The following is a 24,158-nucleotide window of genomic DNA, read 5'->3' on the forward strand; positions in this document are numbered from 1 at the left end:
TAACAAGTAATATTAATAAGAAACACTATAAAGGATTATGTCGTCTCATTACGAAGCACCCATTAGAAAACCTTTAATTATAGGTGATAAAAATTATCATGATGTAACTGTTGATGTTGCAAGGCCTGTTGAAGGCAGAGCAAACAAGCAATGGTGGATCGCATTTTCAATTGCGCTTGCTGCTTTCCTTTGGGGAATAGCTTGTGTCGCCTATACAGTTGGAACAGGTATCGGAACATGGGGTTCAAATAAAACCGTTGGCTGGGCCTGGGATATCACCAACTTCGTTTGGTGGGTAGGTATCGGTCACGCAGGAACCCTAATTTCAGCAGTACTTTTATTATTCCGCCAAAAATGGAGAATGGCTATTAACCGCTCTGCGGAAGCAATGACCATCTTCTCTGTAATCCAGGCAGCTATGTTCCCGGTATTCCACATGGGTCGTCCATGGTTAGCATACTGGGTAATGCCAATCCCTAACCAGTTTGGTTCGCTTTGGGTTAACTTTAACTCCCCGCTGCTTTGGGACGTATTTGCAATCTCAACTTACCTTTCAGTATCACTGGTTTTCTGGTGGACAGGTTTGTTACCCGATTTTGCAATGCTTCGAGACAGAGCTATAACTCCTTTTACAAAAAGAGTTTATTCTATCCTAAGTTTTGGATGGAGTGGTAGAGCTAAAGACTGGCAGCGTTTTGAGGAAGTATCTCTTGTACTTGCCGGACTTGCCACGCCTCTTGTACTTTCTGTACACACAATCGTATCTTTTGACTTTGCTACCTCGGTTATACCGGGATGGCATACAACGATTCTTCCGCCTTACTTCGTTGCGGGAGCAATCTTCTCTGGATTTGCAATGGTAAATACCCTGCTTATCATCATGAGAAAAGTCTCTAATCTTGAAGCTTACATCACTGTACAGCATATCGAACTGATGAATATTGTAATCATGATTACAGGTTCTATCGTAGGTATCGCTTATATTACTGAGTTATTCGTTGCCTGGTATTCAGGTGTAGAATACGAACAGTATGCTTTCCTTAACAGGGCTACAGGTCCTTACTGGTGGGCTTATGCACTGATGATGACTTGTAATGTTATCTCTCCGCAGGTAATGTGGTTCAAAAAGATCAGAACAAGCATCTTCGTTTCTTTTGTTATTTCAATTGTTGTAAACATAGGTATGTGGTTTGAACGTTTCGTAATTATCGTAACATCACTTCACAGAGATTACCTACCATCATCATGGACAATGTTCCAGCCTACTTTTGTAGATGCAGGTTTCTTCATTGGTACAATTGGTTTCTTCTTTGTATTATTCCTTCTTTATTCTAGGAGTTTCCCTGTAATTGCACAGGCAGAGGTTAAATCGATCATGAAGACTTCAAGTGAGACTTACAAAAAATTAAGAGAACAGGGAGGTCACGACAATCATTCACATTCAGAACAAAATCATCACTAAGATCATGAGTAATAAAGTTATACATGTACTATACAATGACGATGATATCCTTATGGATGCAGTAAGGCAAACTCGTGCTGCGCATCATCACATTGAAGAAATTTACACGCCATTCCCGGTTCACGGGCTTGATAAGGCAATGGGCCTTGCTCCTACAAGAATAGCTATTACATCATTCTTATATGGTTTAGTTGGATTATCTGTTGCTACGGCAATGATGAATTATATCATGATCCAAGACTGGCCACAGGATATTGGAGGAAAACCAAGCTTTAGCTATATTCAAAATATGCCGGCTTTTGTACCGGTAATGTTTGAGATGACTGTATTTTTTGCAGCTCACTTAATGGTTATTACTTTTTATATGAGAAGTAAATTATGGCCATTTAAAGAGGCAGAAAATCCAGATGTGAGAACTACAGATGACCATTTCTTAATGGAAGTTGCAGTTCATGGCGATGAAGACCAAATGGTTGCTTTCTTTGAGAAAACAGGAGCAGTGGAAGTAAAAGTAATTGATAAGCATTAACAGAACTATGAAAGCGTTATATAAAATAGCATTATTGGTAACTGTATCTACAGTATTTACTGCCTGCTTTAATAAATCAAAGCCCAATTACCAGTATTTCCCAAACATGTACGAATCGGTAGCTTATGAGACATATTCTGAATCAGCAGCTTTTGCTAATGGTAAAGAAGGTCAGCTTCCGGCTAAAGGATCTATACCAAGAGGATTTGTTCCTTATGAGTATCCAAATACAACTGAAGGATATGAGCTTGCTAAAGCAAACTTAAAATCACCACTTACTCCAGAAGAAGTAAACCTTGAAAAAGGAACAAAACTTTTCAATATTTACTGCGCTATTTGTCACGGTGAAAAGGGAGATGGAAAAGGAAACCTTGTTAAAAGAGAGAAATTCCTTGGGGTACCTAGTTATAAAGACAGAGTTATTACAGAAGGAAGTGTATTCCATGTAGAAACTTATGGATTAAACTCTATGGGCTCGCATGCTAATCAACTTTCTCAGCATGAGCGTTGGCAAGTTGCCGCTTATGTGATGAAACTTAAGAGTGAATTATAATTGTAGAACACTGAAAGCATAAATATATGTACACATTTTCAAGTAGATTAAAAACAATTGCATTCGTCCTGATGATATTAGGTATCCTTGGGGTAGGCTATAGTTTTTTCACTGCACCCAAAACCGTTGAAGACGTAGAGAGAATATTAGCAGCAGACAGCCATCACGGTGGTGGTCATGCTGATGCAGCACACCATGGTGACGCTGCTCATGATGCTCACGCTTCTGCAACCGAAGAGACTCATTCTCATGATGCCGTTAAAGCGCATGATACTACGGCTGTAACTGCTCATGATTCTGTTCATGGTGCCGCTGCAGTAGCTGCACATGATGATCATAATCATGATGCACATGCTAAAGATGCACACGCTGCTCACGAAGGCCATGATGATGCACATGCTGCTCACCAGGAACATTTAGAGCACGTTTTACATCAACAGCAAAATAAGCCTTGGGCTGCTGTTTATGTTGCTGCATTATTCTTTATGCTTATATCTTTAGGAGCTCTTGCTTTCTATGCTATTCAATATGCCGCTCAGGCTGGATGGTCTCCTGTATTATTCAGGGTAATGGAAGGTGTATCGAGCTACCTTATACCGGGCGCTATAATAGTATTCTTATTATTAGTTGCAGGTGTAATGGGATGGCACCACCTTTTTGTATGGATGGATCCTGAAGTTGTTGCAAAAGATCATTTGATCCAGGCTAAGACAGGATACCTTAATGGTCCTTTCTTCCTTATAAGAGCTGCAATATTTATGGGCGGATGGATTTTCTACCGTCAATATTCTAGAAAAAATTCATTAGCACAGGATGACGCTACAGATAATCGTTTTTACAAGAAAAACTTTAAAGCTTCAGCTGCATTTTTAGTATTCTTTATTATAACAGAATCTATAATGTCTTGGGACTGGATTATGTCGGTTGACCCACACTGGTACAGTACATTATTTGGATGGTATGTATTTGCGAGTTTCTTCGTAAGTGGTATTACTGTTATTGCAATGATTACATTATACTTAAAGTCATTAGGTCTTTTAGAGTATGTAAATACAAGCCACATACACGATTTAGCTAAATTTATGTTTGGTATCAGTGTATTCTGGACGTACCTTTGGTTCTCTCAGTTCATGCTTATATGGTATGCTGATATACCGGAAGAGATTGTTTACTTTATAACACGTATTGAAAAATATAACCTTCCATTCTTTGGTATGGTAGTAATGAACTTCGTGTTGCCGATACTTATCCTTTTAAACACAGATTTCAAACGTTTATCTTGGATCGTTGTTATGGCAGGTATCATAATCCTTTGTGGTCACTATGTAGACTTCTTCAACATGATTATGCCGGCTACCGTAGGTGACCAGTGGTTTATTGGAGCAGGTGAAATAGGTGCAATTATGTTCTTCCTTGGATTATTTATATTTGTTGTATTTACAACTTTAGCAAAAGCACCTCTTTTAGCTAAACGCAACCCATTGATTGAGGAAAGTAAACATTTTCATTATTAATATTTAAAGAAATAAACAAATGACAAGTTTATTGGTAATTATAGTTTTAGTTTTATTAGGCATTGCAATATGGCAATTAACTAAAATATTTCACCTTACACAGGTTGGCGCAGCTAATAATGATGAATTTTCAGAAGTAGCTAACGACAGAGATAATAATGTAAATGGTTACCTAATGTTTGGCTTCATAGGCTTTATCTACATTGGCACTATCTATTCTTTATTAAAATGGGGTCACCTTGTATTAGGTACACCAGCTTCTGAGCATGGACCGGATTATGATAATCTTATGGCCATCTCTATGTGGCTTATCTTTATCGTTCAGGGCTTAACTCAGTTTTTACTTCACTACTTTGCGTTTAAACACAGAGGTAAAGAAGGTAATAAAGCATTTTACTATGCAGATAATGATAAACTTGAGTTTATCTGGACTATTATCCCGGTAATCGTTTTGGCAGGTCTTATCCTTTACGGATTGTATGCTTGGACAAACATTATGTTTATTGATCAGGAGAAAGAAGATACAGTATTAGTAGAAGTTTATGCGAAGCAATTTAGCTGGGAAGTGCGTTATGCAGGACCGGACGGAGTTCTTGGTAAAGCTAACGTTAGATACATAGAGGGAGTTAACACTTTAGGTGTTGATATGTCTGATCCAAATGCACAAGATGATATCGTTGCTACTGAGCTTCACCTTCCAAAAGGTAAGCAGGTAGTATTTAAATTCCGTTCTCAGGACGTATTGCACTCTGCTTATTTCCCTCACTTCAGAGCTCAGATGAACGTTGTTCCTGGTATGGTTACAGAATTTGCTTTTGTACCTACTGTGAATACTGACGACATGCGTCAGGATGAAGGTATTATGAAAAAAGTGGCTAACATTAATGAGATTAGATCTAAGAAAAGTGCTCAGCTAGTAGCTGAAGGTAAAACAGCTCTTGATCCTTATACATTTGATTACTTACTATTGTGTAACAAAATTTGTGGAGCTTCTCACTATAACATGCAAATGAAGGTAGTTGTTGAAGATGATGCTGATTTCAAAAAATGGTTAAGCGATAAAGAAACTCTTGCTTCTGCTGTAAAGAAATCTAAAGAAGATGCAGCGAAACCGGCTGAACCAGCAGGTCAAGCGGTTCCTGTAAAAGGAGCTGACTCAACTGCAGCTGCTAAACCGGATTCTACAATGGTAGCACAGGTAATAAAAAAATAATTCTTTTTAAATATATTCAAATTAAAGAAATATGTCAGCAGTAGGACACGAAGTACACGGTCACGACGATCACGGGCATGATGCACATGAACACCACCATAAAGATACTTTTATAACAAAGTACATCTTTAGTATTGACCATAAAATGATTGCCAAGCAATACCTTATTACGGGTATTATCATGGGAGTTATCGGAGTGGGAATGTCATTATTATTCCGTATGCAAATCGCATGGCCGGAAGAATCTTTCAAAATCTTTGAAATTCTTTTAGGTGATAAATTTGCTCCGGACGGAGTTATGCGTAATGATATTTACCTTGCATTAGTTACAATACATGGTACTATAATGGTATTCTTTGTATTAACTGCCGGTTTGAGTGGTACATTTAGTAACCTTCTTATTCCGTTACAGATTGGTGCACGAGATATGGCATCTGGATTCATGAATATGATTTCTTACTGGTTGTTCTTCCTTTCAGCTGTTATAATGATCATGTCATTATTTGTAGAAGCTGGTCCTGCATCTGCAGGTTGGACAATCTACCCACCATTAAGTGCATTGCCACAAGCAATTCCTGGTTCTGGTACAGGTATGACTCTTTGGTTAGTTTCTATGGCTATCTTCATTGCGTCTTCACTTATGGGTTCATTGAACTATGTAGTTACAGTTATCAATCTTAGAACAAAAGGTATGTCTATGACTAGACTTCCTTTAACTATCTGGGCGTTCTTTATTACTGCTGTTATCGGTATCGTTTCGTTCCCGGTATTATTATCTGCAGCATTACTACTTATATTTGACAGAAGCTTTGGTACTTCATTCTTCCTTTCTGATATCTTTATCGCTGGTGAAGTTTTACATTACCAAGGTGGATCTCCGGTATTGTTCGAACACCTTTTCTGGTTCCTTGGACACCCTGAAGTTTACATCGTAATCTTACCTGCGATGGGTCTTGTTTCAGAGATCATGGCAACTAACTCACGTAAACCAATCTTTGGTTACCGTGCGATGATTACTTCAATACTTGCAATTGCTTTCCTTTCAACTATCGTTTGGGGTCACCACATGTTCGTATCAGGTATGAATCCGTTCCTAGGTTCTGTATTTACATTTACAACATTATTGATTGCTATCCCATCTGCGGTAAAAGCATTCAACTGGATAACGACACTTTGGAGAGGTAACCTGCAGCTTAACCCTGCAATGTTGTTCTCTATCGGAATGGTATCTACGTTCATTACTGGTGGTCTTACAGGTATCATTCTTGGGGACAGTACACTTGATATCAACGTTCACGATACATATTTCGTTATTGCTCACTTCCACCTTGTTATGGGTATCTCTGCACTTTATGGAATGTTTGCTGGTATTTACCACTGGTTCCCTAAAATGTTTGGTAGAATGATGAACAAAAATCTTGGTTATATCCACTTCTGGGTAACTGCAGTATGTGCTTACGGAGTATTCTTCCCAATGCACTTTATAGGTCTTGCAGGATTACCAAGACGTTACTATACTAACACAGCATTCCCATTATTTGATGATCTTGCTGATGTTAACGTTCTTATTACTTTATTTGCTATTGTAGGTGCTGCGTTCCAAATCGTATTCTTATGGAACTTCTTCTATAGTATATTCAAAGGTAAAAGAGCTCCACAAAACCCTTGGAGAGCTAACACACTTGAGTGGACAACTCCTGTAGAACATATCCATGGTAACTGGCCAGGTGAAATTCCTGAAGTTTACAGATGGCCTTATGACTACAGTAAACCAGGTCATGACGAAGATTTCGTTATGCAAACGGTACCAATGAAAGAAGGCGAAGAGGTTTTACACCATTAATATCGTCTCCATATATAAAGCAAAAGAGGATGTCCGTTAGGACATCCTCTTTTGCTTTATAGCAGTTTTTAATATTCCACTATCTGTACATTTTGGGGTGGAATAATTAAGTTTTTTATAGTGGTGATAACCAGTGCTTAAGTGGTGGATTAATCCTAATGCTCCACTTTTAGTTTATATCGAGTGGAATAAGTGGAATATTGTTGCTAACTGTCCACTGTAGGTTGTTTTCATGCTGACATATTCCAATCTGACAACATTCAACTAATATGAATTTGGTCTCTGTTTAAGATTTAAATGAGACCTGATAGTAAAAGGTAAAAAGAAACCCGAAGTTTACTTCGGGTTTTATATTCTACTCAGATAAGTTTTATGTTATTCCTGATCTTGGCTTTCAGGAGCTTCTTTTGGTTTTGTCAAGTAATAAACCGGTATACCTGCCAGCATGATCAAAACACCCCATCCGCAGGTACTTGTTCTGTCTTTAAGCAGGAAAAAGCAAAATGCTGCTGCAAGGATGATATAGATTATCGGAAGTATTGGATAACCAAAAGCTTTATAGGGACGCTCTGCATTAGGCATTTTCTTTCTTAGTATAAAGATACCATATATGGTAAGGATATAGAAGATCACTACAATGATCATTACATAATCCAACAGATCGCCATATTTGCCGGTAAGGCAAAGTGCCGATGCCCATATACATTGAAACCACAATCCCCAACCCGGAACACTCGATCCGTTAAGATGTGCAGCTTTTTTAAAGAACAAACCGTCTTTTGCCATGGTGTAATAAACACGTGCCCCAGCCATAATAAGGCCATTGTTACATCCAAAAGTCGATATCATGATCATAACAGCAATAATGTAAGTACCTGTATTACCAAAGATATGCTGCGATGCTTCTACAGCAACCCGCTCAGAAGGTGCAAAAGCAATTGATTCCATTGGCATTACAGCAACATACATAATATTTGCGGAGATGTAAATTACAGTAACGATCAGCGTTCCGAAAAAGAGGCTTAGCCCTACATTGCGCTGTGGATTCTTGATTTCTCCCGATATAAAAGTTACTCCGTTCCACGCATCACTTGAGAATAATGAACCTACCATCGATGCTGCAATTGCTGAAAGCAGGACAGCACCTCCAATCGACCCCCATGAGTTGGTGTCTTTATTGAATGATTTAGCAGCCCAGGCATCCGTCCAGTTGGCATTCCAAATATCTGCTTTTGCAGCGAGGATGAATCCGAAGATGATAAGTCCAAATAGTGAAGCGATCTTGGTAATTGTAAAAACGGTTTGAATGTACTTTCCATTTTTTACGCCTTTACTATTAATATAGGTAAGCAGTATTATGGTAGCAATAGAAACCAATTGTGCTGCATTCAGTTTAAACGCTCCCATCTCATAAAGTATATTCTGATCACTTACTGGTGGATAGAGATAGGCGGTAAATTTGGAGAAAGCCACACCTACAGCTGCGATAGTTCCCGTCTGGATAACGGCAAAAAAACTCCAACCATACAAAAAGGCAATAAGTTTGTTATAGGCTTCTTTTAGATAGACATATTGTCCGCCGGCTTTTGGGAACATGGCACTTAGTTCGCCATAGCTTACTGCAGCAATTATTGTCATAATTCCGGACAAGATCCAGATGAATGTTAGCCATCCGGCACTCCCCACATTTTGTGTCATACCCGCGCTCACAATAAAAATACCCGATCCTATCATTGAGCCTACCACGAGCATGGTGCCGTCGAGCAGGCCTAGTTCACGTTTTAAGTGTTTTTCTTCGTTTTCTTTTTCCATAATTGGTGTTTGGTTGATGCGTTAAAGATATTTAAAATATCCTTTGTTTAGGTTATGTGTTAAATTATTGCGGTTTGTAAAGTGTTATAAGGAAATCACAATATCAATTGGAGGTTGAGCATAATAATTTTACCTTTATTAAAAATCCTTTCTCATGAAAAATGAAAATTCAAAAGACAATTTTAAGGTTAACGAAGATGGTAAACAATTTGAACTGTATGTAGACGGAGGTATGGCTTTTTTAGAATATTACCGCGAAGGAGAGAAAATATATCTGACTCATACAGAAACACCAACAGCTTTGCGCGGAAAAGGTGTTGCTGCGGAACTCGTAAAGCGTACATTAGAATGTGCCAAGAAGAACGGACTTACCGTAGTGCCGTCCTGCTCGTATGTGGCACATTATATAAACGAGCATCCCGAATGGAGTGAGATCTTATCTGAAGGATACCAGATGTAATGCAAAGGGAAAATCGATTATCTTTGCAGGATGAATGAGAATTTAGATCCTACCAACACAAATTATAATGCCGAAGAACTGGACCTTGAAAAGAAATTGAGGCCCCTCTCATTCGACGATTTTACAGGTCAGAGCCAGGTACTCGAAAACCTGCAGATATTTGTGCAGGCAGCAAACATGCGTGGTGAAGCCTTGGATCATACACTTTTTCACGGTCCTCCGGGATTGGGAAAAACAACACTGGCTAACATTTTAGCGAATGAGCTGGGTGTAGGTATCAAAATAACTTCAGGACCGGTACTGGACAAGCCGGGTGATTTAGCCGGACTGCTTACCAACCTTGATGAAAGGGATATCCTTTTTATAGACGAAATCCACCGTCTTAGTCCTATCGTAGAAGAATATCTGTATTCTGCAATGGAAGATTTTAAGATCGATATAATGATTGAATCGGGTCCCAATGCCAGATCGGTACAAATTGGACTTAATCCATTTACACTGGTAGGAGCAACAACTCGTTCCGGACTTTTAACTGCACCTATGCGTGCGCGTTTTGGTATTTCAAGCCGTTTACAATACTATACCACAGAATTGCTTACAACTATTGTTGAGCGTAGTTCTGCTATTATAAAAATGCCTATAACCATGGAAGCTGCAATAGAAATTGCAGGTCGCAGCCGTGGTACACCGCGTATTGCAAATGCACTATTGCGCCGTGTGAGGGATTTTGCCCAGATAAAAGGGAATGGTAAAATCGATATCGAAATCGCTCGTTATTCGTTAAAAGCACTGCATGTAGATGCACATGGTCTTGATGAAATGGACAACAAAATACTTACTACGATTATCGATAAATTCAAAGGAGGACCTGTAGGTTTATCTACCTTAGCAACTGCAGTTTCTGAAAGCAGCGAAACAATTGAAGAAGTATACGAACCTTTCCTAATCCAGGAAGGTTTTATAATGCGAACGCCAAGAGGGCGTGAAGTAACCGAGAAAGCTTATAAGCATCTTGGTAAAATGAAGTTAGGGCCACAAGGTGGTTTATTTGATTAAATGAAAGTGATAAGTTATTGTGATAGATAACAAACAAAAATATACAGCGTTTATAAAAGCCGAGGCCAAACGCCTCGGTTTTTTGTCATGTGGTATTTCTAAAGCAGGATTTTTAGAAGAGGAAGCACCCCGTCTTGAAAAGTGGCTTAATGAAAACCGTAACGGCCAGATGCAGTATATGGAAAATTATTTCGATAAGCGTCTGGACCCAACACTTCTTGTTGAGGATGCTAAAAGCGTGATCTCATTACTACTGAATTATTACCCGGGCGAAACCCAAACGGATGCTTCTTATAAAATATCGAAATATGCTTACGGGCAGGATTACCATTTTGTAATCAAAGAGAAACTCAAAGAGCTGCTGCATTCCATGCAGGAAAATATTGGTGAAGTAGGAGGAAGGGCATTTGTAGATTCGGCACCGGTACTGGATAAGGCATGGGCGGCTAAAAGTGGCTTGGGCTGGAGGGGGAAAAACAGTAACCTGTTAACTAAACAGGTGGGTTCTTTCTTTTTTATTGCCGAACTTATTGTTGATATTGACCTAGAATACGATCATGCAGTAACCGATCATTGCGGAAACTGTACGGCCTGCATTGATGCCTGCCCTACGGAGGCGATTATTGAACCCTATGTGGTAGACGGCAGCAAATGCATTTCTTATTTTACCATTGAACTTAGGGATAATATGCCGAATGAGATGAAAGGTAAAATGGACGATTGGGCATTTGGGTGCGATATCTGCCAGGATGTATGCCCGTGGAACCGCTTTTCGAAACCACACAACGAACCACTTTTTAACCCACATCCTGATTTGTTATCGATGACAAAAAAGGATTGGGAAGAGATAACCGAAGATACCTTTAGGGCCGTGTTTAAAAATTCGGCAGTAAAACGAACGAAGTTTGAGGGGCTTAAAAGGAATCTGGATTTCCTAAAACCTTAATGCAGAATAAGATTATGGGATTTAAACATTTATTTAAAGCAAAAGCTTTCTGGTCTTCAGAGAAGAAAAATAAAAATATAAAAAGCTATAGTAGAAGCCATACTATAGTTATAGAAGGGAAGCCGGTTTTAAATGTATCTGCAGCAAAAGCTTTTAAAGGTGATCCATTGCTGTACAATCCGGAAGATATGCTGTTGGGGAGTTTAGTCTCCTGCCATATGATGTCTTACTTATATGTATGTGCCCAAAATGGGATTGAAGTGCTCGCATATTCTGATGATGCTGTGGCCACACTGGAAGTAGCACTGGATGGATCAGGACGCTTTACAGAAGTAGTATTGAATCCGAAAGTAATTATCGCAGATATTGAAAGAAAAGAAGAAGCTTTAGCCCTGCACAAAAAAGCGAATCAATTGTGCTTTATTGCAAATTCTTGTAATTTTCCAATCCTTCATAATCCAAGTTGCGAAACAGCATAAGGATATACGATAAAGTGTATATAAACAAGAAGTCCGATTATACAATATAACCGGACTTCTTGTTTTAGTAAACAGTATTAAAAAGTGTTATTTCTTACTGGTTATCCAAGTATCTATTTTATCTTCAAGTACCGTTAACGGCAGGCATCCTGCATCCAGTACCTGATTGTGGAATTCTTTAATGCTGAATTTGCTTCCCAATTCTTTTTCGGCTTTTGCACGTAATTCTAGAATTTTAAGCTGACCTATTTTATAAGAAAGTGCCTGGCCTGGTATTGCCATATAACGCTCGATCTCGGCAACAATGCTTTCTTCCGGCTCTGCTTCATTTTCCATAGAATATTTGATAGCCTGTTCCCTTGTCCATCCTTTGGTATGGATTCCGGTATCTACAACAAGGCGTATCGCACGGTGCATTTCGGCACTTAGCATTCCGAAGTATTGGTAAGGGTCTGTATACAGTCCTAGTTCTTTACCTAATGATTCGGTATATAAAGCCCATCCTTCTCCATAAGCATTAAACCAAATGGTTTTTCTAAAGGCAGGAAGTCCTGTGTTTTCCTGTTGAAGAGAGATCTGGTAATGATGTCCCGGAATCGCTTCGTGAAGGAAAAGATCTTCATCAGCAAACACATTATATTTCTTTACATCAGGAATTGGTACATAAAAAATACCAGGACGTGTGCCATCCAAAGAACCCTGATTGTATTCTGCACTTGCCGATGCCTCACGGAAAGCTTCTGTTCTCTTTACTTCAAAAGGAGTTTTCGGTTTTAAATCGAACAGTTTATCTAAGTTAGGCTTCATCTTTTCATGGATCGCATTAAAGTTGTCAATAACCTGCTGCGGATCAGTGAAAGGCATAAGCTCTTTTTTGTTTCGCACATAATCAAAGAACTCTTTTAAAGAACCTTTAAAGCCAACCTGCGTTTTTACTTTTTCCATTTCAGATGATAAACGGGCTACTTCTTTTAATCCCAACTGATGAATTTCATCGGCAGTCATATTCGTAGTAGTATAGCGCTTTATAAGATGCTTGTAATATTTATCACCATCCGGCATAGCAGAAATTCCGCTTGTTGTACGGCTTGCTGCCAAATAATCGGTATTGGTATAATTGTAAAGGTTTTTAAAAGACGGGATAAGTTTGTCGCTAAGTATTTTAGTGAATTTATCGGTAAGATCTTTCTTTTCGGCATCGGTAAAACTTTCAGGGAAGGCTTTTACCGGGCTGTAAAATAAATGGTTTTTTAAGTCGGTTTCAGCAAGGTCTTTTAACTGTGGTAATAACTTTGCCGTAAGCGATTTTGGTAGAACATACCCCTTCGATACGCCTTCTTTCATACGTTGTTGGGCAGTGATCAGCCAGTCGTTAAAAGCATCAAGGCGTTGCAGCCAGTTATTATAATCTTTAACCGTTTTAAAAGGCTGGGCACTGGAACCGCTTGCAAATTGCCCTATGGTTAATGGTAGTGAAGTGAACTGGTTAAGTGGCATTAAGTTCTCCTTAAAGTCCAGTTGTTCCAGGTTAATGTCACATTCCCATTTCAATAGCGATATGCTTAATTTGTCATTTTCAGATAGATCATCTTCCTTAAATTTAGACAGTGATTCTTTGTACTTCGTGAAAAAAGATTTTACATTTTGGGTATAATCATCCGTAAGCGTATTAGGCAGGATGTTGTTGTAAAGGCTATCGCCTGCCATGGTAGCTTCCATAGGGAAAAGCTTCATTCTTTCCTCATAGTAATGCTGAAGTGTTTCGCCCAGTTCTTTATTATCAGTGGTAACAGGCTCTTTTTTACCGCACGATTGCAGGATCGTTGTTAGTGCAAAAAGAAATAAAAATGTTTTCTTCATGATTGATGTGGCATTAAAATTTGTTTAAAGATACATTTTTCGTGGGAAAAACCTTTGGTAAAAGAATAGCGTTAAAAATTTCTCAATTTCTCTGATTGGGTTACCTTTGTGGGTTCCAGAAAATAAATAATCAGAATGAATCAATACAGTAAGAGAAGAGAAGCGCTGCTATACCATGCGAAACCACACCCAGGTAAAATTCAGGTAGTGCCTACAAAACCTTATGCTACTCAGAGAGACCTGTCATTGGCCTACTCTCCGGGTGTGGCAGAACCTTGCCTTGAAATTGCAAAAGACGTTAATAATGTATATAAATACACAGCAAAGGGTAACCTTGTAGCTGTAATATCTAACGGTACTGCCGTTTTAGGCCTGGGTGATATTGGCCCGGAAGCTTCTAAACCGGTTATGGAAGGTAAAGGCCTTCTATTTAAGATCTTCTCTGATATCGATGTATTCGATATTGAAGTAGATACTAAGGATATCGACAAATTTGTTGAAACCGTTAAAAATATAGCTCCTACTTTTGGAGGTATTAACCTTGAAGATATCAAAGCACCGGAGTCTTTCGAAATTGAAAGAAGACTGGTAGAAGAGCTTGATATCCCGGTAATGCATGACGATCAGCACGGTACGGCGATCATTTCATCGGCAGCATTATTAAACGCTGTAGACCTTGCCGGAAAAACAATGGAGAGCATTAAGGTAGTAGTTTCAGGAGCCGGTTCTGCTGCACTTGCCTGCGCTAACCTTTACCTGTTATTAGGTGTTAAGGCGTCAAATATCATTATGTTTGATAAAGACGGTATGCTGGTAAACAGCCGTGCAGATATATCTGACCTACAACGAAAATATGCTAAAGACGGTGCAGCCCTTTCGCTTGGCGAAGCGGTAAAAGGAGCCGATGTTTTTCTTGGTCTTTCGGTAGGGAATGTACTTTCATCAGAAATGCTTTTAACCATGAACAATGATCCTATTGTTTTTGCAATGGCAAACCCAATACCGGAAATTGATTACCACGTAGCAATAGCTACACGTCCTGATATTATTATGGCAACAGGAAGGTCTGACCATCCTAACCAGGTAAATAACGTACTTGGTTTTCCATACATTTTTAGAGGAGCACTCGATGTACGTGCTACTAAAATAAACGAAGCTATGAAAATGGCTGCCGTTAGGGCTTTGGCAGAACTGGCAAAAGCACCGGTTCCGGAGCAGGTTAATATTGCTTATGGTGAGACGAAACTTAACTTTGGGCGTGATTATATTATCCCAAAACCTTTCGATCCAAGGCTTATTGCTGTTGTAGCACCAGCTGTCGCTAAAGCTGCAATGGAAAGCGGCGTTGCAAAAAACCCTATTCAGGATTGGGATAAGTATGTGGAGGAACTATTGGAACGTTTGGGTAACGATAACAAAATGGTGCGATTGCTTACAAACAGGGCTAAAACAGAACCTAAAAGAATCGTTTTTGCTGAAGCAGACCACCTTTCGGTACTAAAAGCGGCTCAAATCGCTATGGAAGAAGGTATCTGTACGCCAATACTTTTAGGAAACAGAGAGACGATAAACGAATTAAAAGAAGAAATAGGCTTTGATGCCGAAGTTGCTATTATAGATCCTAAAACAGAAGAAGAAGACGAAAGAAGGCTGCGTTATGCACAAGCATACTGGGAGTCAAGACAACGTCGCGGAGTGAATCTTCTGGATGCTCAAAAGTGGATGAGGGAGCGTAATTATTTTGCATCGATGATGGTGAATGAAGGCGAAGCTGATGGTATGCTTACAGGGTATTCAAGAAGTTACCCATCTACTGTTAAGCCAATTATGCAGCTTATCGACAGGGCACCTGGTGTTACTAAGATAGCAACAACAAACATGATGCTTACTAAGAGAGGGCCAATATTCCTTTCGGATACGGCAATCAATCCAAATCCATCTGCAGATGATATTGCAAAAATTGCATTGATGACAGCACGTACGGTACGTATGTTTGGAATGGAACCGGTGTTAGCATTGGTTTCCTTCTCTAACTTTGGGTCGTCTACAGATCCAAGTGCGGTGAAAATGAGGGAAGCAGCAGCATATCTGCACAAAAATCATCCGGATCTTATTGTTGATGGTGAAATCCAGGCCGACTTCGCTTTAAACTCAGAAATGCTTAAAGATAAATTCCCATTTTCTAAATTAGCAGGTAAGAAAGTAAATACACTTATTTTCGCTAACTTGGATGCGGCGAACATAACGTATAAACTTCTAAAAGAACTTGATAAAGTTGTTTCCATAGGCCCAATTATGCTTGGTATGGACAAACCGGTGCACGTTTTTCAGCTTGGTGCCAGTGTTGAAGAGATGGTAAATATGGCTGCAGTCGTGGTTGTAGACGCTCAGGAGAAAGAAAAACGCCTAAAAATGGCAAAAAAATAGTTTTTGGCGCAAGGTTAAAGAATTTTACTATTTTTGGGAACGGCTTAAAAAAATAATATGATAGCACACCTTCAGGGAAGATTAGTAGAGAAAACACCTACCGATGTCATTATAGAATGTAATGGTGTAGGATACCAGGTTAATATATCACTGCATACATTTTCCTTATTGCCTGATTTTGAAAACATAAAGCTGTATACTTTCTTACAAATAAAGGAAGATGCCCACACGCTTTTTGGCTTTGTGGAAAAGGCCGAAAGGGAACTTTTTAAGCTGTTGCTTTCTGTTTCAGGGGTAGGAGCAGGTACCGCAAGGACTATGTTATCATCGTTAGACCCAAAACAGATTATACATTCTATAGGTACGGGAGATGTAGCTACTATACAGTCTATAAAGGGAATAGGTACTAAAACTGCCCAGAGGGTAATACTCGATTTAAAGGATAAAGTGTTAAAACTATACGATTTAGACGAAGTTTCGGGTGCGGGTTACAATACAAACAAAGATGAAGCGTTATCTGCCTTGGAGGTATTAGGCTTTAACAAAAAGTTAGCAGAAAAAGCGATCGAAAAAATTGTTAAAGAAAATCCGTCGGCCAGTGTAGAGACAATTATAAAACAAGCATTAAAAAATTTATAGTCCTTGAAAACAGAATACTCTAAAGATTTTTGCAGTGAACTAAAATACGTCCTATCAGTAGTATTTTTAATTTTTGGTTTTGTAGCGCAGGCACAGGTAGATGAAGAGGAGGACAAATCGCGAGATACCATTAAGGGATATAACACAGGTAAGGTAGAAATAGCTAACCCCAGAAGCATCGTCGAGGCATATACCTATGACGCTGCTACAAATCGTTATATCTATACCCATAAGTTTGACGGTTTTAATATTACCTATCCAATAATCCTTACGCCTGAACAGTATCAGGAGTTAGCATTAAGGGAATCGATGCGTACCTATTTTCAGGAAAAATCCAATGCAATAGATGGAAAAGGTACCGAAGAACAGCAGAAAAACCTGCTGCCTCGTTATTATGTAAATTCAAGCTTTTTCGAAACTCTCTTTGGCGGGAATACAATAGATATTAAACCTCAGGGATCGGTAGAGTTAGATCTTGGTGTGCGTTTCACAAAACAGGATAATCCTTCACTTTCACCACGAAACCGTAAAACATTTACATTCGATTTCGATCAGCGTATTTCGATGGGACTTCAGGGTAAAGTAGGTACCAGGCTTAATGTAACGGCAAACTATGATACAGAATCTACATTTGCTTTCCAGAACCTTATAAAACTGGAATATACCCCTACAGAAGACGATATTATTCAGAAGATAGAAGTAGGTAACGTAAGTTTCCCGCTATCTAACTCCCTTGTTAGGGGAGCTCAGAGTCTTTTTGGTGTGAAGCTGGCATTACAATTTGGTAAAACGACTTTCACAGGAGTATTCTCTGAACAAAAATCACAAACTAAAACAGTAACGGCTCAGGGCGGAGGTACTATTCAGGACTTCCAGCTTTTTGCGCTTGATTATGATGCAGATAAACACTTCTTCCTGTCACAATATTTTAGGACAAGGTATGATCTTGCGTTAAAAAAATACCCACTTGTTGCCAGCAGGGTTCAGATTACCCGTATGGAGGTATGGGTAACTAACAGGCAGAACAGGATAAATGCAGCCGAGAACAATTCCAGGAACATTATAGCAATACAGGATTTAGGTGAGGCACCGCTTACAAAAGCGGGTAACGTGTCAGTTGATATTACAGACCAGATTATTGGTTTTTCTCCAGCTCTTCCGGGATTCTTTAATGTACCGGCAAACTCGCTGCCTGATAACGAAAATAATAAACTGGATCCTGAAAAAATTAATGCAGGAAGCTGGCTTGCTTCAAGTATAAGAGAAATTGTAACGGTTAATGACGGAAGTTTTACAAATGGTCTTGTTGCAAAAGAAGGACGGGATTATTCTAAACTTGAAAATGCAAGGAAATTATCACCTAGTGAGTATACTTTTAATACTCAGTTAGGATATATCTCTTTAAATCAAAGGTTAAATAACGACGAAGTTCTTGCTGTTGCTTATCAATATACAGATGGTAGGGAAGTACACCAGGTTGGTGAATTTGGTACAGATGGTATTGAGGCTACTGTGATAGACAATCAGGCAGGAAATACTCCGGGCGGACCGCCGCCAATTCCGGTTACTCAGAGTCTTATATTAAAAATGCTTAAGAGCAACCTGGTAAATGTAGAGGAGCCGGTTTGGGATTTGATGATGAAAAACGTTTACCAGATACCGGGAGCGTTCCAATTAGCACAGGAAGATTTTAGATTTAATATATTATATACAGATCCGTCACCGTTAAATTACATTAGCCCGGTTGATGGGTTCCCTTTACCGGGTGGAGATGATCCTGATGTAGCAGTAGCAGATACGCCGCTTCTAAATGTTTTCAATGTAGACAGGCTAACCTATGCGGGTGACCCTCAGCCGGGAGGAGATGGTTTTTTTGACTTTGTACCGGGAATGACGATCGATCCGCAGTTTGGAAAAGTCATATTTACTACTGCAGAACCTTTTGGAGAATTTTTATACGATAAACTACAGGCAGAAGGTGCAACAGGGGATTATAACACTGACCCTGAAACATTATTTAACCCTAACCAAAAGCGATATGTATATCGTAGTATGTACAAAAGTACACAGGCTGACGCTTTACAACAAAGTGAGAAAAATAAGTTCCAGTTAAGAGGTAGGTTTAAATCTACAGGAGGCGATGGCATACCTTTAGGCGCTTTTAACGTTCCGCAGGGATCGGTTGTTGTAACAGCAGGAGGACGTGTACTTGTAGAAGGTACAGACTATACGGTAAACTATCAATTAGGAAGAGTACAGATTATAGACCCTTCTTTACAGGCGTCTAATACGCCTATCGAAGTCTCTGTAGAAAACAATTCTGTTTTTGGACAGCAGACAAGACGTTTTGCAGGATTTAACATCGAACATAAATTCAGCGATAAGTTTTTAATTGGCGGTACATTGCTTAATATGTCTGAAAGGCCGTTTACCCAAAAAACAAATTACGGACAGGAATCGGTAAACAATACCATTTATGGTTTAAATACTACTTTTTCTACCGAAGTACCTTTCTTTACAAGAATGGTAAATAAACTTCCAAATTTAGATACAGACGTACCTTCTAATTTCTCCTTTAGAGGTGAGGTTGCTTACCTGCAGCCGGGAGCTTCTAAAGCTGACCAGTTCAATGGTGAGGCAACGACCTACATTGACGATTTTGAAGGATCACAAACAAATATAGATATGCGTTCTGCTTTGGGTTGGACACTTTCCAGCGCACCGGCAACATTGTTTCCAGGTGAAATATCACCTACAAACGATTTGGCATATGGATTTAGAAGATCAAAATTATCTTGGTACAGTATTGATCCTATATTTTATGCTTCAAATTCACAGCCTTCAGGAATCAGTAAACAAGACTTGGCTTCAAACAAGACAAGACGTGTTTATTATGATGAGCTTTATCCTGTAACAGATGTTGCTCCTGGTCAGACAAGAGTTGTAAATACACTGGATCTTAGTTACTACCCGCGTGAAAGAGGCCCGTATAACTTTAATAACATTGAGTTAAATGCCGGAAATAATTTCACATTTACTGAGGCCGATGCTCCGCAAAACTGGGCAGGTATTATGCGTGCGATCAATTCAACCAATTTTGAGCAGACAAACGTTGAATATATTCAGTTTTGGATAATGGACCCGTTTTCGGGTAACCCTGATGATGTTATACCTCAGGATAATACAGGTATGCTTGAAATAAATCTTGGAGAATTATCTGAAGATATATTAAAAGATAACAGGAAACAGTACGAGAATGGACTTCCTGAAGCAAATGCGAACCAAGCAATTTTTTCTACAGTATGGGGAGATGTTCCGGTTTCGCAGTCCCTTATCTATGCGTTTGATACAAATAACGCAAACCGTGCCATTCAGGATGTAGGTTTTGATGGTTTAACGGATGATGAAGAACGTGCAAAATTTGCAGATCATGGATATGGTGGTCTTGATGACCCTTCGGGAGATAACTACCAGTTTTATTTATCTGCTACAGGAGGTATATTAGATAGATATAAAAACTATAACGGTACTCAGGGAAATTCACCGGTTGATGTAGGTAATACAAACAGAGGTTCGACTACACTGCCTGATACTGAAGATATCAACAGGGACAATACTATGAATACTATTGATGCCTATTTTAGATATCAAATTCCTATTACTCCGGGCGTAAAACCGGGTGAAGGATATGTAGTAGATGAAAGAAAATTTGACGTAGCTACAGATGCAGGCCCAAGGCTGACAGGTAGATGGCTATTGTATAAAGTACCTGTAGAAGGACCGGGAGCTGTAGCGGTTGGAGGTATAAGTAGTATACGTTCTATTCGTTTTATGAGATTGTTAATGACAGGCTTTAAAAATGATGTTACACTTCGTTTTGGAGCACTGGATCTTGTAAGAGGTGAATGGAGACGTTTTGCAAATACACTTGACGCTAATGATCCATTACTTACGGACGATAATACAGGCTTTGATGTTGTATCACTTAATGTACAGGAAAATGGCGATAGAAAACCTATAAAATATGTTTCACCTCCGGGTGTAAGAAGAGAACAGCTATATAGTAACAATGCAGTAATTAATCAAAATGAGCAGTCACTTTCATTAAGAGCTTATTCTGCATTGGGTACAGACGGCGGTTTAGAACCGGATGATTCACGTGCGGTATTTAAAAACGTGAATGTGGATATGCGTCAGTTTAAAAAACTAAGAATGTTCCTTCATGCTGAAGCATTACCAACAGACGGTGTACCATTGCTTGACGATGAGATGAGGGCTTTCCTGCGTTTTGGTAACGACTTTACAGATAACTTCTATCAGGTAGAGATGAAGCTTAAGGTTACAGGACAAAATCAGGTTACAGCCGAAGAGGTATGGCCGGATGCTAATGAGGTCGTATTATCACTTTCCGCACTTACCAAGCTTAAGATCATGAAACTTGGAGGTAATGTACCACCGCCGGATGTAAATGGAATTGTGTTTGTAACGGCTCAATCATTAGACTCGTCTTTGAGTCCGGATATGATAATAGGTATTAAAGGTAATCCTAACTTTGGTAATGTAAGAACCTTAATGTTAGGTGTAAAGAACAGTTACAGTCTAACGCAGCCCGGTGCTAAAACCATTCGAGGAGAAGTGTGGTTCAATGAGCTTCGCCTGTCTGACATGGACAATAAAGGTGGTATGGCAGCTGTAGCAAGTATGGATACTAACTTTGCCGATTTTGCAACACTATCTGCTACCGGTAGAATGAGTACGATTGGTTTCGGAACAATCGAACAAAGTCCTAACGAACGAAGCAGGGAAGATGTAAAGCAATATGACATTGTTACAAATATTAGTTTAGGTAAATTACTTCCTAAGAAATGGGGTATAAACCTGCCATTTAACTATGGTGTAGGTGAAGAGATCATTACTCCGGAGTATGACCCTTTCCAACAGGATGTTAAATTACAGCAGCTTATAGATGTTACCGCAAGTGAGGCAGAGAAAGACAATCTGCGTGACAGGGCTATTGATTATACAAAAAGAAAGAGTATAAACTTTATTGGGGTTAAAAAAGAAAGAGGAGCGGAGCAAAAACAACATGTTTATGACCCGGAAAATATAACACTTTCGTATTCATTTAATCAAACAGAACACCATGATTTTGAGGTTGAAAGCTTACTGGATCAACAGGTAAGAACTACGGCGAATTATAGTTATGCCTTTAAACCAAAGCCTATTGAACCGTTAAAAAATACTGCTTTCATGAAAAAAAGCCAGTATTGGAAACTGCTTAGCGACTTTAATTTTAATTATCTGCCAACTAATATTTCATTTAGTACAGATATCATCAGGCAGTTTAACAGACAGCAATTTAGAAATATTGATGTAGAAGGTATTCCAATTAGTCCATTGTATAGAAGAAATTATTTCTTTAACTATCAGTATGGTTTCAACTATAACATTACAAAGTCACTTAAGTTCAACTATGCTGTTGCGACTAGTAATATTGTGAGAAATTATCCAATGTCAAGAGATGAAACGATACAGAGTGATTATACTATCTGGGAAGATTTCTGGAATACGGGAGAACCTAATACACATACTCAGCAGTTTGTAGTAAACTATGATATACCGATAAACAAACTGCCAATTTTTAGTTTTGTTAAGTCTACCTACAGTTATACAGGTAATTATAACTGGCAGCGTTCTACAGATGCACTTTCTGTAATTGAAGACGAAACAGGAGTATATAATTTAGGTAACACAGTTCAAAACTCAAACAAGCATGTATTGAATACAACATTAAATATGGACTTGTTGTACAAATACGTTGGTCTTACAGCTAAAAAGCCGGTTAAAAATGCACCGCCAAAAACAGCTCCAAAACCAGGTGAGAAAATTGCTGCTGCGCCAACTGCAACAACAAATGATAATGTTTTCGTGAATGGGCTTATTGGTATAGCTACCAGTATTAAGAACATACAAATAAATTATACAGAAACAAACGGTACTGTATTACCGGGCTATTTACCTACTATTGGTTTCCTTGGCTCTTCAAAACCTACAATGGGATTTGTGTTTGGTAACCAGGACGATATTAGGGAAGAAGCTGCGAGACATGGATATTTAACTACATACGACAAGTTCAATCAGAACTATACACAGGTTAATACAAGAATGCTTAACCTTACTGCGGCAGTAGATTTATTCCCTGATCTTAAAATAGATCTAACAGCAGACAGAAATTATGCTAAGAATTATTCTGAACAGTATGAAGTTATTGCAAGACCGGATGGTTCAGACCAGCCATGGTACAATAGCTTATCACCATATTCATTTGGTAATTTCCAGATATCTACCATTCTTATCAAAACGGCATTCAGCCAAAGCGATGTAAATGGATCTGCAGCATTTGACGAAATGAGAAGCAACAGGCTGGATATTGCAAACAGGCTTGCAGAACAGCATTATGGTGGAACTGCTTTCCCTAGATATGAAGGTGGAGCTGGTGCCAGTGATTTTGCTAAGGCAAATGTTGGCTATCCGGTAGGGTATGGCCGTAACAGCCAGGCAGTATTATTACCGTCTTTCCTTGCTGCTTATTCAGGACAGGATGCTTCTAAAGTTTCTACAAGTGCATTTAGGGATATACCACTGCCTAACTGGGTAGTTAAGTATACCGGACTTATGCGTTACAAATTCTTTAAAGACAGGTTTAAGCGTTTCTCTTTACAGCACGGTTATAAATCAAGTTATAACATTAATGCATTCCGTTCTAACTTAGACTATGATCCGGGTAATACAGAAAAACGTGATAATAACGGTGAAGGTAACTTCATTAATAGAAATATTATATCAAACATCAACCTTACAGAGCAGTTCAGTCCGCTTATCCGTGTAGATTTTGAGATGAAGAACTCTATAAAAATATTAGCAGAGATAAGAAAAGACAGAACCCTGAACATGAGTTTTGATAACAACCTTCTTACAGAGGTTAGAGGAAACGAATATATTGTAGGGCTTGGTTACCGTATCAAGGATGTTATTATTAATTCCAGCCTAGCAGATAATCCTACTAATACTATTAGAAGTGATATTAACATTAAGACGGATTTCTCACTTAGGAAGAATGAAACGATAATACGTTACCTGGATTATGATAACAACCAGTTAGGTGGTGGACAGAACATCTGGACAGTTAAGTTTACAGCAGATTATTCGTTCAGTAAAAACTTAACAGCGATATTCTACTATGACCATTCGTTCTCGAAAGCGGTAATATCTACTTCTTATCCGTTAACTAATATACGTTCCGGATTTACCATCAGGTATAATTTCGGAAATTAATCGAAAAACATTTTAGAGTTATTTTTATAT

At 38.9% G+C, this 24,158-nt stretch carries 15 protein-coding genes; 13 read left to right on the forward strand and 2 right to left on the reverse strand.

What is annotated here, in order from left to right:
* Positions 1-37 precede the first annotated feature (37 nt).
* Genes nrfD through EPI11_RS01390 form a run of 6 tightly spaced genes read left to right on the forward strand, consistent with a single transcriptional unit; the run spans position 38 to position 7,114 of the window.
* Positions 38-1,462 carry an NrfD/PsrC family molybdoenzyme membrane anchor subunit gene (gene nrfD / locus EPI11_RS01365; protein ID WP_128388159.1) on the forward strand — a complete coding sequence of 475 codons (1,425 nt, stop codon included), beginning with the start codon at positions 38-40 and terminating at the stop codon, positions 1,460-1,462.
* Positions 1,463-1,466: 4 nt separating this feature from the next.
* Positions 1,467-1,991 carry a DUF3341 domain-containing protein gene (locus EPI11_RS01370; protein WP_128388160.1) on the forward strand — a complete coding sequence of 175 codons (525 nt, stop codon included), beginning with the start codon at positions 1,467-1,469 and terminating at the stop codon, positions 1,989-1,991.
* 7 nt (positions 1,992-1,998) lie between these two features.
* Entirely contained in the window at positions 1,999-2,544 is a 546-nt protein-coding gene (locus tag EPI11_RS01375; RefSeq protein WP_128388161.1) for a c-type cytochrome, read from the forward strand.
* A gap of 26 nt (positions 2,545-2,570) precedes the next feature.
* Positions 2,571-4,058, forward strand: coding sequence for a cation-translocating P-type ATPase (locus EPI11_RS01380; RefSeq protein WP_128388162.1), 1,488 nt, complete (start codon positions 2,571-2,573; stop codon positions 4,056-4,058).
* A 19-nt stretch (positions 4,059-4,077) separates the two neighbouring features.
* The gene (locus tag EPI11_RS01385) at positions 4,078-5,271 is read left to right on the forward strand and encodes a cytochrome c oxidase subunit II (RefSeq protein ID WP_128388163.1); all 1,194 of its coding nucleotides are present in this window, start codon (positions 4,078-4,080) and stop codon (positions 5,269-5,271) included.
* A 31-nt stretch (positions 5,272-5,302) separates the two neighbouring features.
* Positions 5,303-7,114, forward strand: a complete 1,812-nt coding sequence (locus EPI11_RS01390) for a cytochrome c oxidase subunit I (RefSeq protein ID WP_128388164.1) — start codon at positions 5,303-5,305, stop codon at positions 7,112-7,114.
* 375 nt (positions 7,115-7,489) lie between these two features.
* On the opposite strand, the gene EPI11_RS01395 is transcribed toward EPI11_RS01390, so the two are convergent.
* On the reverse strand, positions 7,490-8,926 hold the full coding sequence (locus tag EPI11_RS01395; protein ID WP_128388165.1) for an APC family permease: 1,437 nt from the start codon (positions 8,924-8,926) through the stop codon (positions 7,490-7,492).
* Between the two features lie 154 nt (positions 8,927-9,080).
* On the opposite strand from EPI11_RS01395, the gene EPI11_RS01400 reads away from it, so the two are divergent.
* Genes EPI11_RS01400 through EPI11_RS01415 form a run of 4 tightly spaced genes read left to right on the forward strand, consistent with a single transcriptional unit; the run spans position 9,081 to position 11,867 of the window.
* Positions 9,081-9,386, forward strand: coding sequence for a GNAT family N-acetyltransferase (locus tag EPI11_RS01400; RefSeq protein WP_128388166.1), 306 nt, complete (start codon positions 9,081-9,083; stop codon positions 9,384-9,386).
* A gap of 30 nt (positions 9,387-9,416) precedes the next feature.
* Positions 9,417-10,442: a Holliday junction branch migration DNA helicase RuvB gene (gene ruvB / locus EPI11_RS01405; protein ID WP_128388167.1), complete on the forward strand. Its 1,026-nt coding sequence runs from the start codon at positions 9,417-9,419 to the stop codon at positions 10,440-10,442.
* Positions 10,443-10,461: 19 nt separating this feature from the next.
* On the forward strand, positions 10,462-11,388 hold the full coding sequence (gene queG / locus EPI11_RS01410) for a tRNA epoxyqueuosine(34) reductase QueG (RefSeq protein WP_128388168.1): 927 nt from the start codon (positions 10,462-10,464) through the stop codon (positions 11,386-11,388).
* Between the two features lie 14 nt (positions 11,389-11,402).
* Positions 11,403-11,867 (forward strand): OsmC family protein, encoded by a 465-nt coding sequence (locus EPI11_RS01415; RefSeq protein ID WP_128388451.1) that lies wholly within the window; start codon positions 11,403-11,405, stop codon positions 11,865-11,867.
* 87 nt (positions 11,868-11,954) lie between these two features.
* Here EPI11_RS01415 and EPI11_RS01420 read toward each other — a convergent pair whose 3' ends face one another.
* A complete protein-coding gene (locus EPI11_RS01420) occupies positions 11,955-13,727 on the reverse strand; it encodes a DUF885 domain-containing protein (protein ID WP_128388169.1) in 1,773 nt (590 codons plus the stop codon).
* 135 nt (positions 13,728-13,862) lie between these two features.
* On the opposite strand from EPI11_RS01420, the gene EPI11_RS01425 reads away from it, so the two are divergent.
* From EPI11_RS01425 to sov, 3 genes are read left to right on the forward strand one after another with little or no spacing between them, the layout of a single operon-like run.
* Positions 13,863-16,154: an NADP-dependent malic enzyme gene (locus EPI11_RS01425; RefSeq protein ID WP_128388170.1), complete on the forward strand. Its 2,292-nt coding sequence runs from the start codon at positions 13,863-13,865 to the stop codon at positions 16,152-16,154.
* Between the two features lie 57 nt (positions 16,155-16,211).
* On the forward strand, positions 16,212-16,793 hold the full coding sequence (gene ruvA, locus EPI11_RS01430; RefSeq protein WP_128388171.1) for a Holliday junction branch migration protein RuvA: 582 nt from the start codon (positions 16,212-16,214) through the stop codon (positions 16,791-16,793).
* A gap of 3 nt (positions 16,794-16,796) precedes the next feature.
* Positions 16,797-24,128, forward strand: coding sequence for a T9SS outer membrane translocon Sov/SprA (gene sov / locus EPI11_RS01435; RefSeq protein WP_128388172.1), 7,332 nt, complete (start codon positions 16,797-16,799; stop codon positions 24,126-24,128).
* The last annotated feature ends 30 nt before the right edge of the window (positions 24,129-24,158 follow it).

Origin of the sequence: Flavobacterium cerinum (assembly GCF_004028155.1) — a bacterium.
Taxonomy (GTDB): domain Bacteria; phylum Bacteroidota; class Bacteroidia; order Flavobacteriales; family Flavobacteriaceae; genus Flavobacterium; species Flavobacterium cerinum.

Excerpts from the sequence above, each read along its gene's own strand:
- ruvB (WP_128388167.1), top strand. The coding sequence starts at position 9,417 with ATGAATGAGAATTTAGATCCTACCAACACAAATTATAATGCCGAAGAA.
- EPI11_RS01400 (WP_128388166.1), top strand. The coding sequence starts at position 9,081 with ATGAAAAATGAAAATTCAAAAGACAATTTTAAGGTTAACGAAGATGGT.
- EPI11_RS01385 (WP_128388163.1), top strand. The coding sequence starts at position 4,078 with ATGACAAGTTTATTGGTAATTATAGTTTTAGTTTTATTAGGCATTGCA.
- EPI11_RS01425 (WP_128388170.1), top strand. The coding sequence starts at position 13,863 with ATGAATCAATACAGTAAGAGAAGAGAAGCGCTGCTATACCATGCGAAA.
- EPI11_RS01375 (WP_128388161.1), top strand. The coding sequence starts at position 1,999 with ATGAAAGCGTTATATAAAATAGCATTATTGGTAACTGTATCTACAGTA.
- nrfD (WP_128388159.1), top strand. The coding sequence starts at position 38 with ATGTCGTCTCATTACGAAGCACCCATTAGAAAACCTTTAATTATAGGT.
- ruvA (WP_128388171.1), top strand. The coding sequence starts at position 16,212 with ATGATAGCACACCTTCAGGGAAGATTAGTAGAGAAAACACCTACCGAT.
- EPI11_RS01390 (WP_128388164.1), top strand. The coding sequence starts at position 5,303 with ATGTCAGCAGTAGGACACGAAGTACACGGTCACGACGATCACGGGCAT.
- EPI11_RS01415 (WP_128388451.1), top strand. The coding sequence starts at position 11,403 with ATGGGATTTAAACATTTATTTAAAGCAAAAGCTTTCTGGTCTTCAGAG.
- EPI11_RS01420 (WP_128388169.1), bottom strand. The coding sequence starts at position 13,727 with ATGAAGAAAACATTTTTATTTCTTTTTGCACTAACAACGATCCTGCAA.
- EPI11_RS01380 (WP_128388162.1), top strand. The coding sequence starts at position 2,571 with ATGTACACATTTTCAAGTAGATTAAAAACAATTGCATTCGTCCTGATG.
- EPI11_RS01395 (WP_128388165.1), bottom strand. The coding sequence starts at position 8,926 with ATGGAAAAAGAAAACGAAGAAAAACACTTAAAACGTGAACTAGGCCTG.
- EPI11_RS01370 (WP_128388160.1), top strand. The coding sequence starts at position 1,467 with ATGAGTAATAAAGTTATACATGTACTATACAATGACGATGATATCCTT.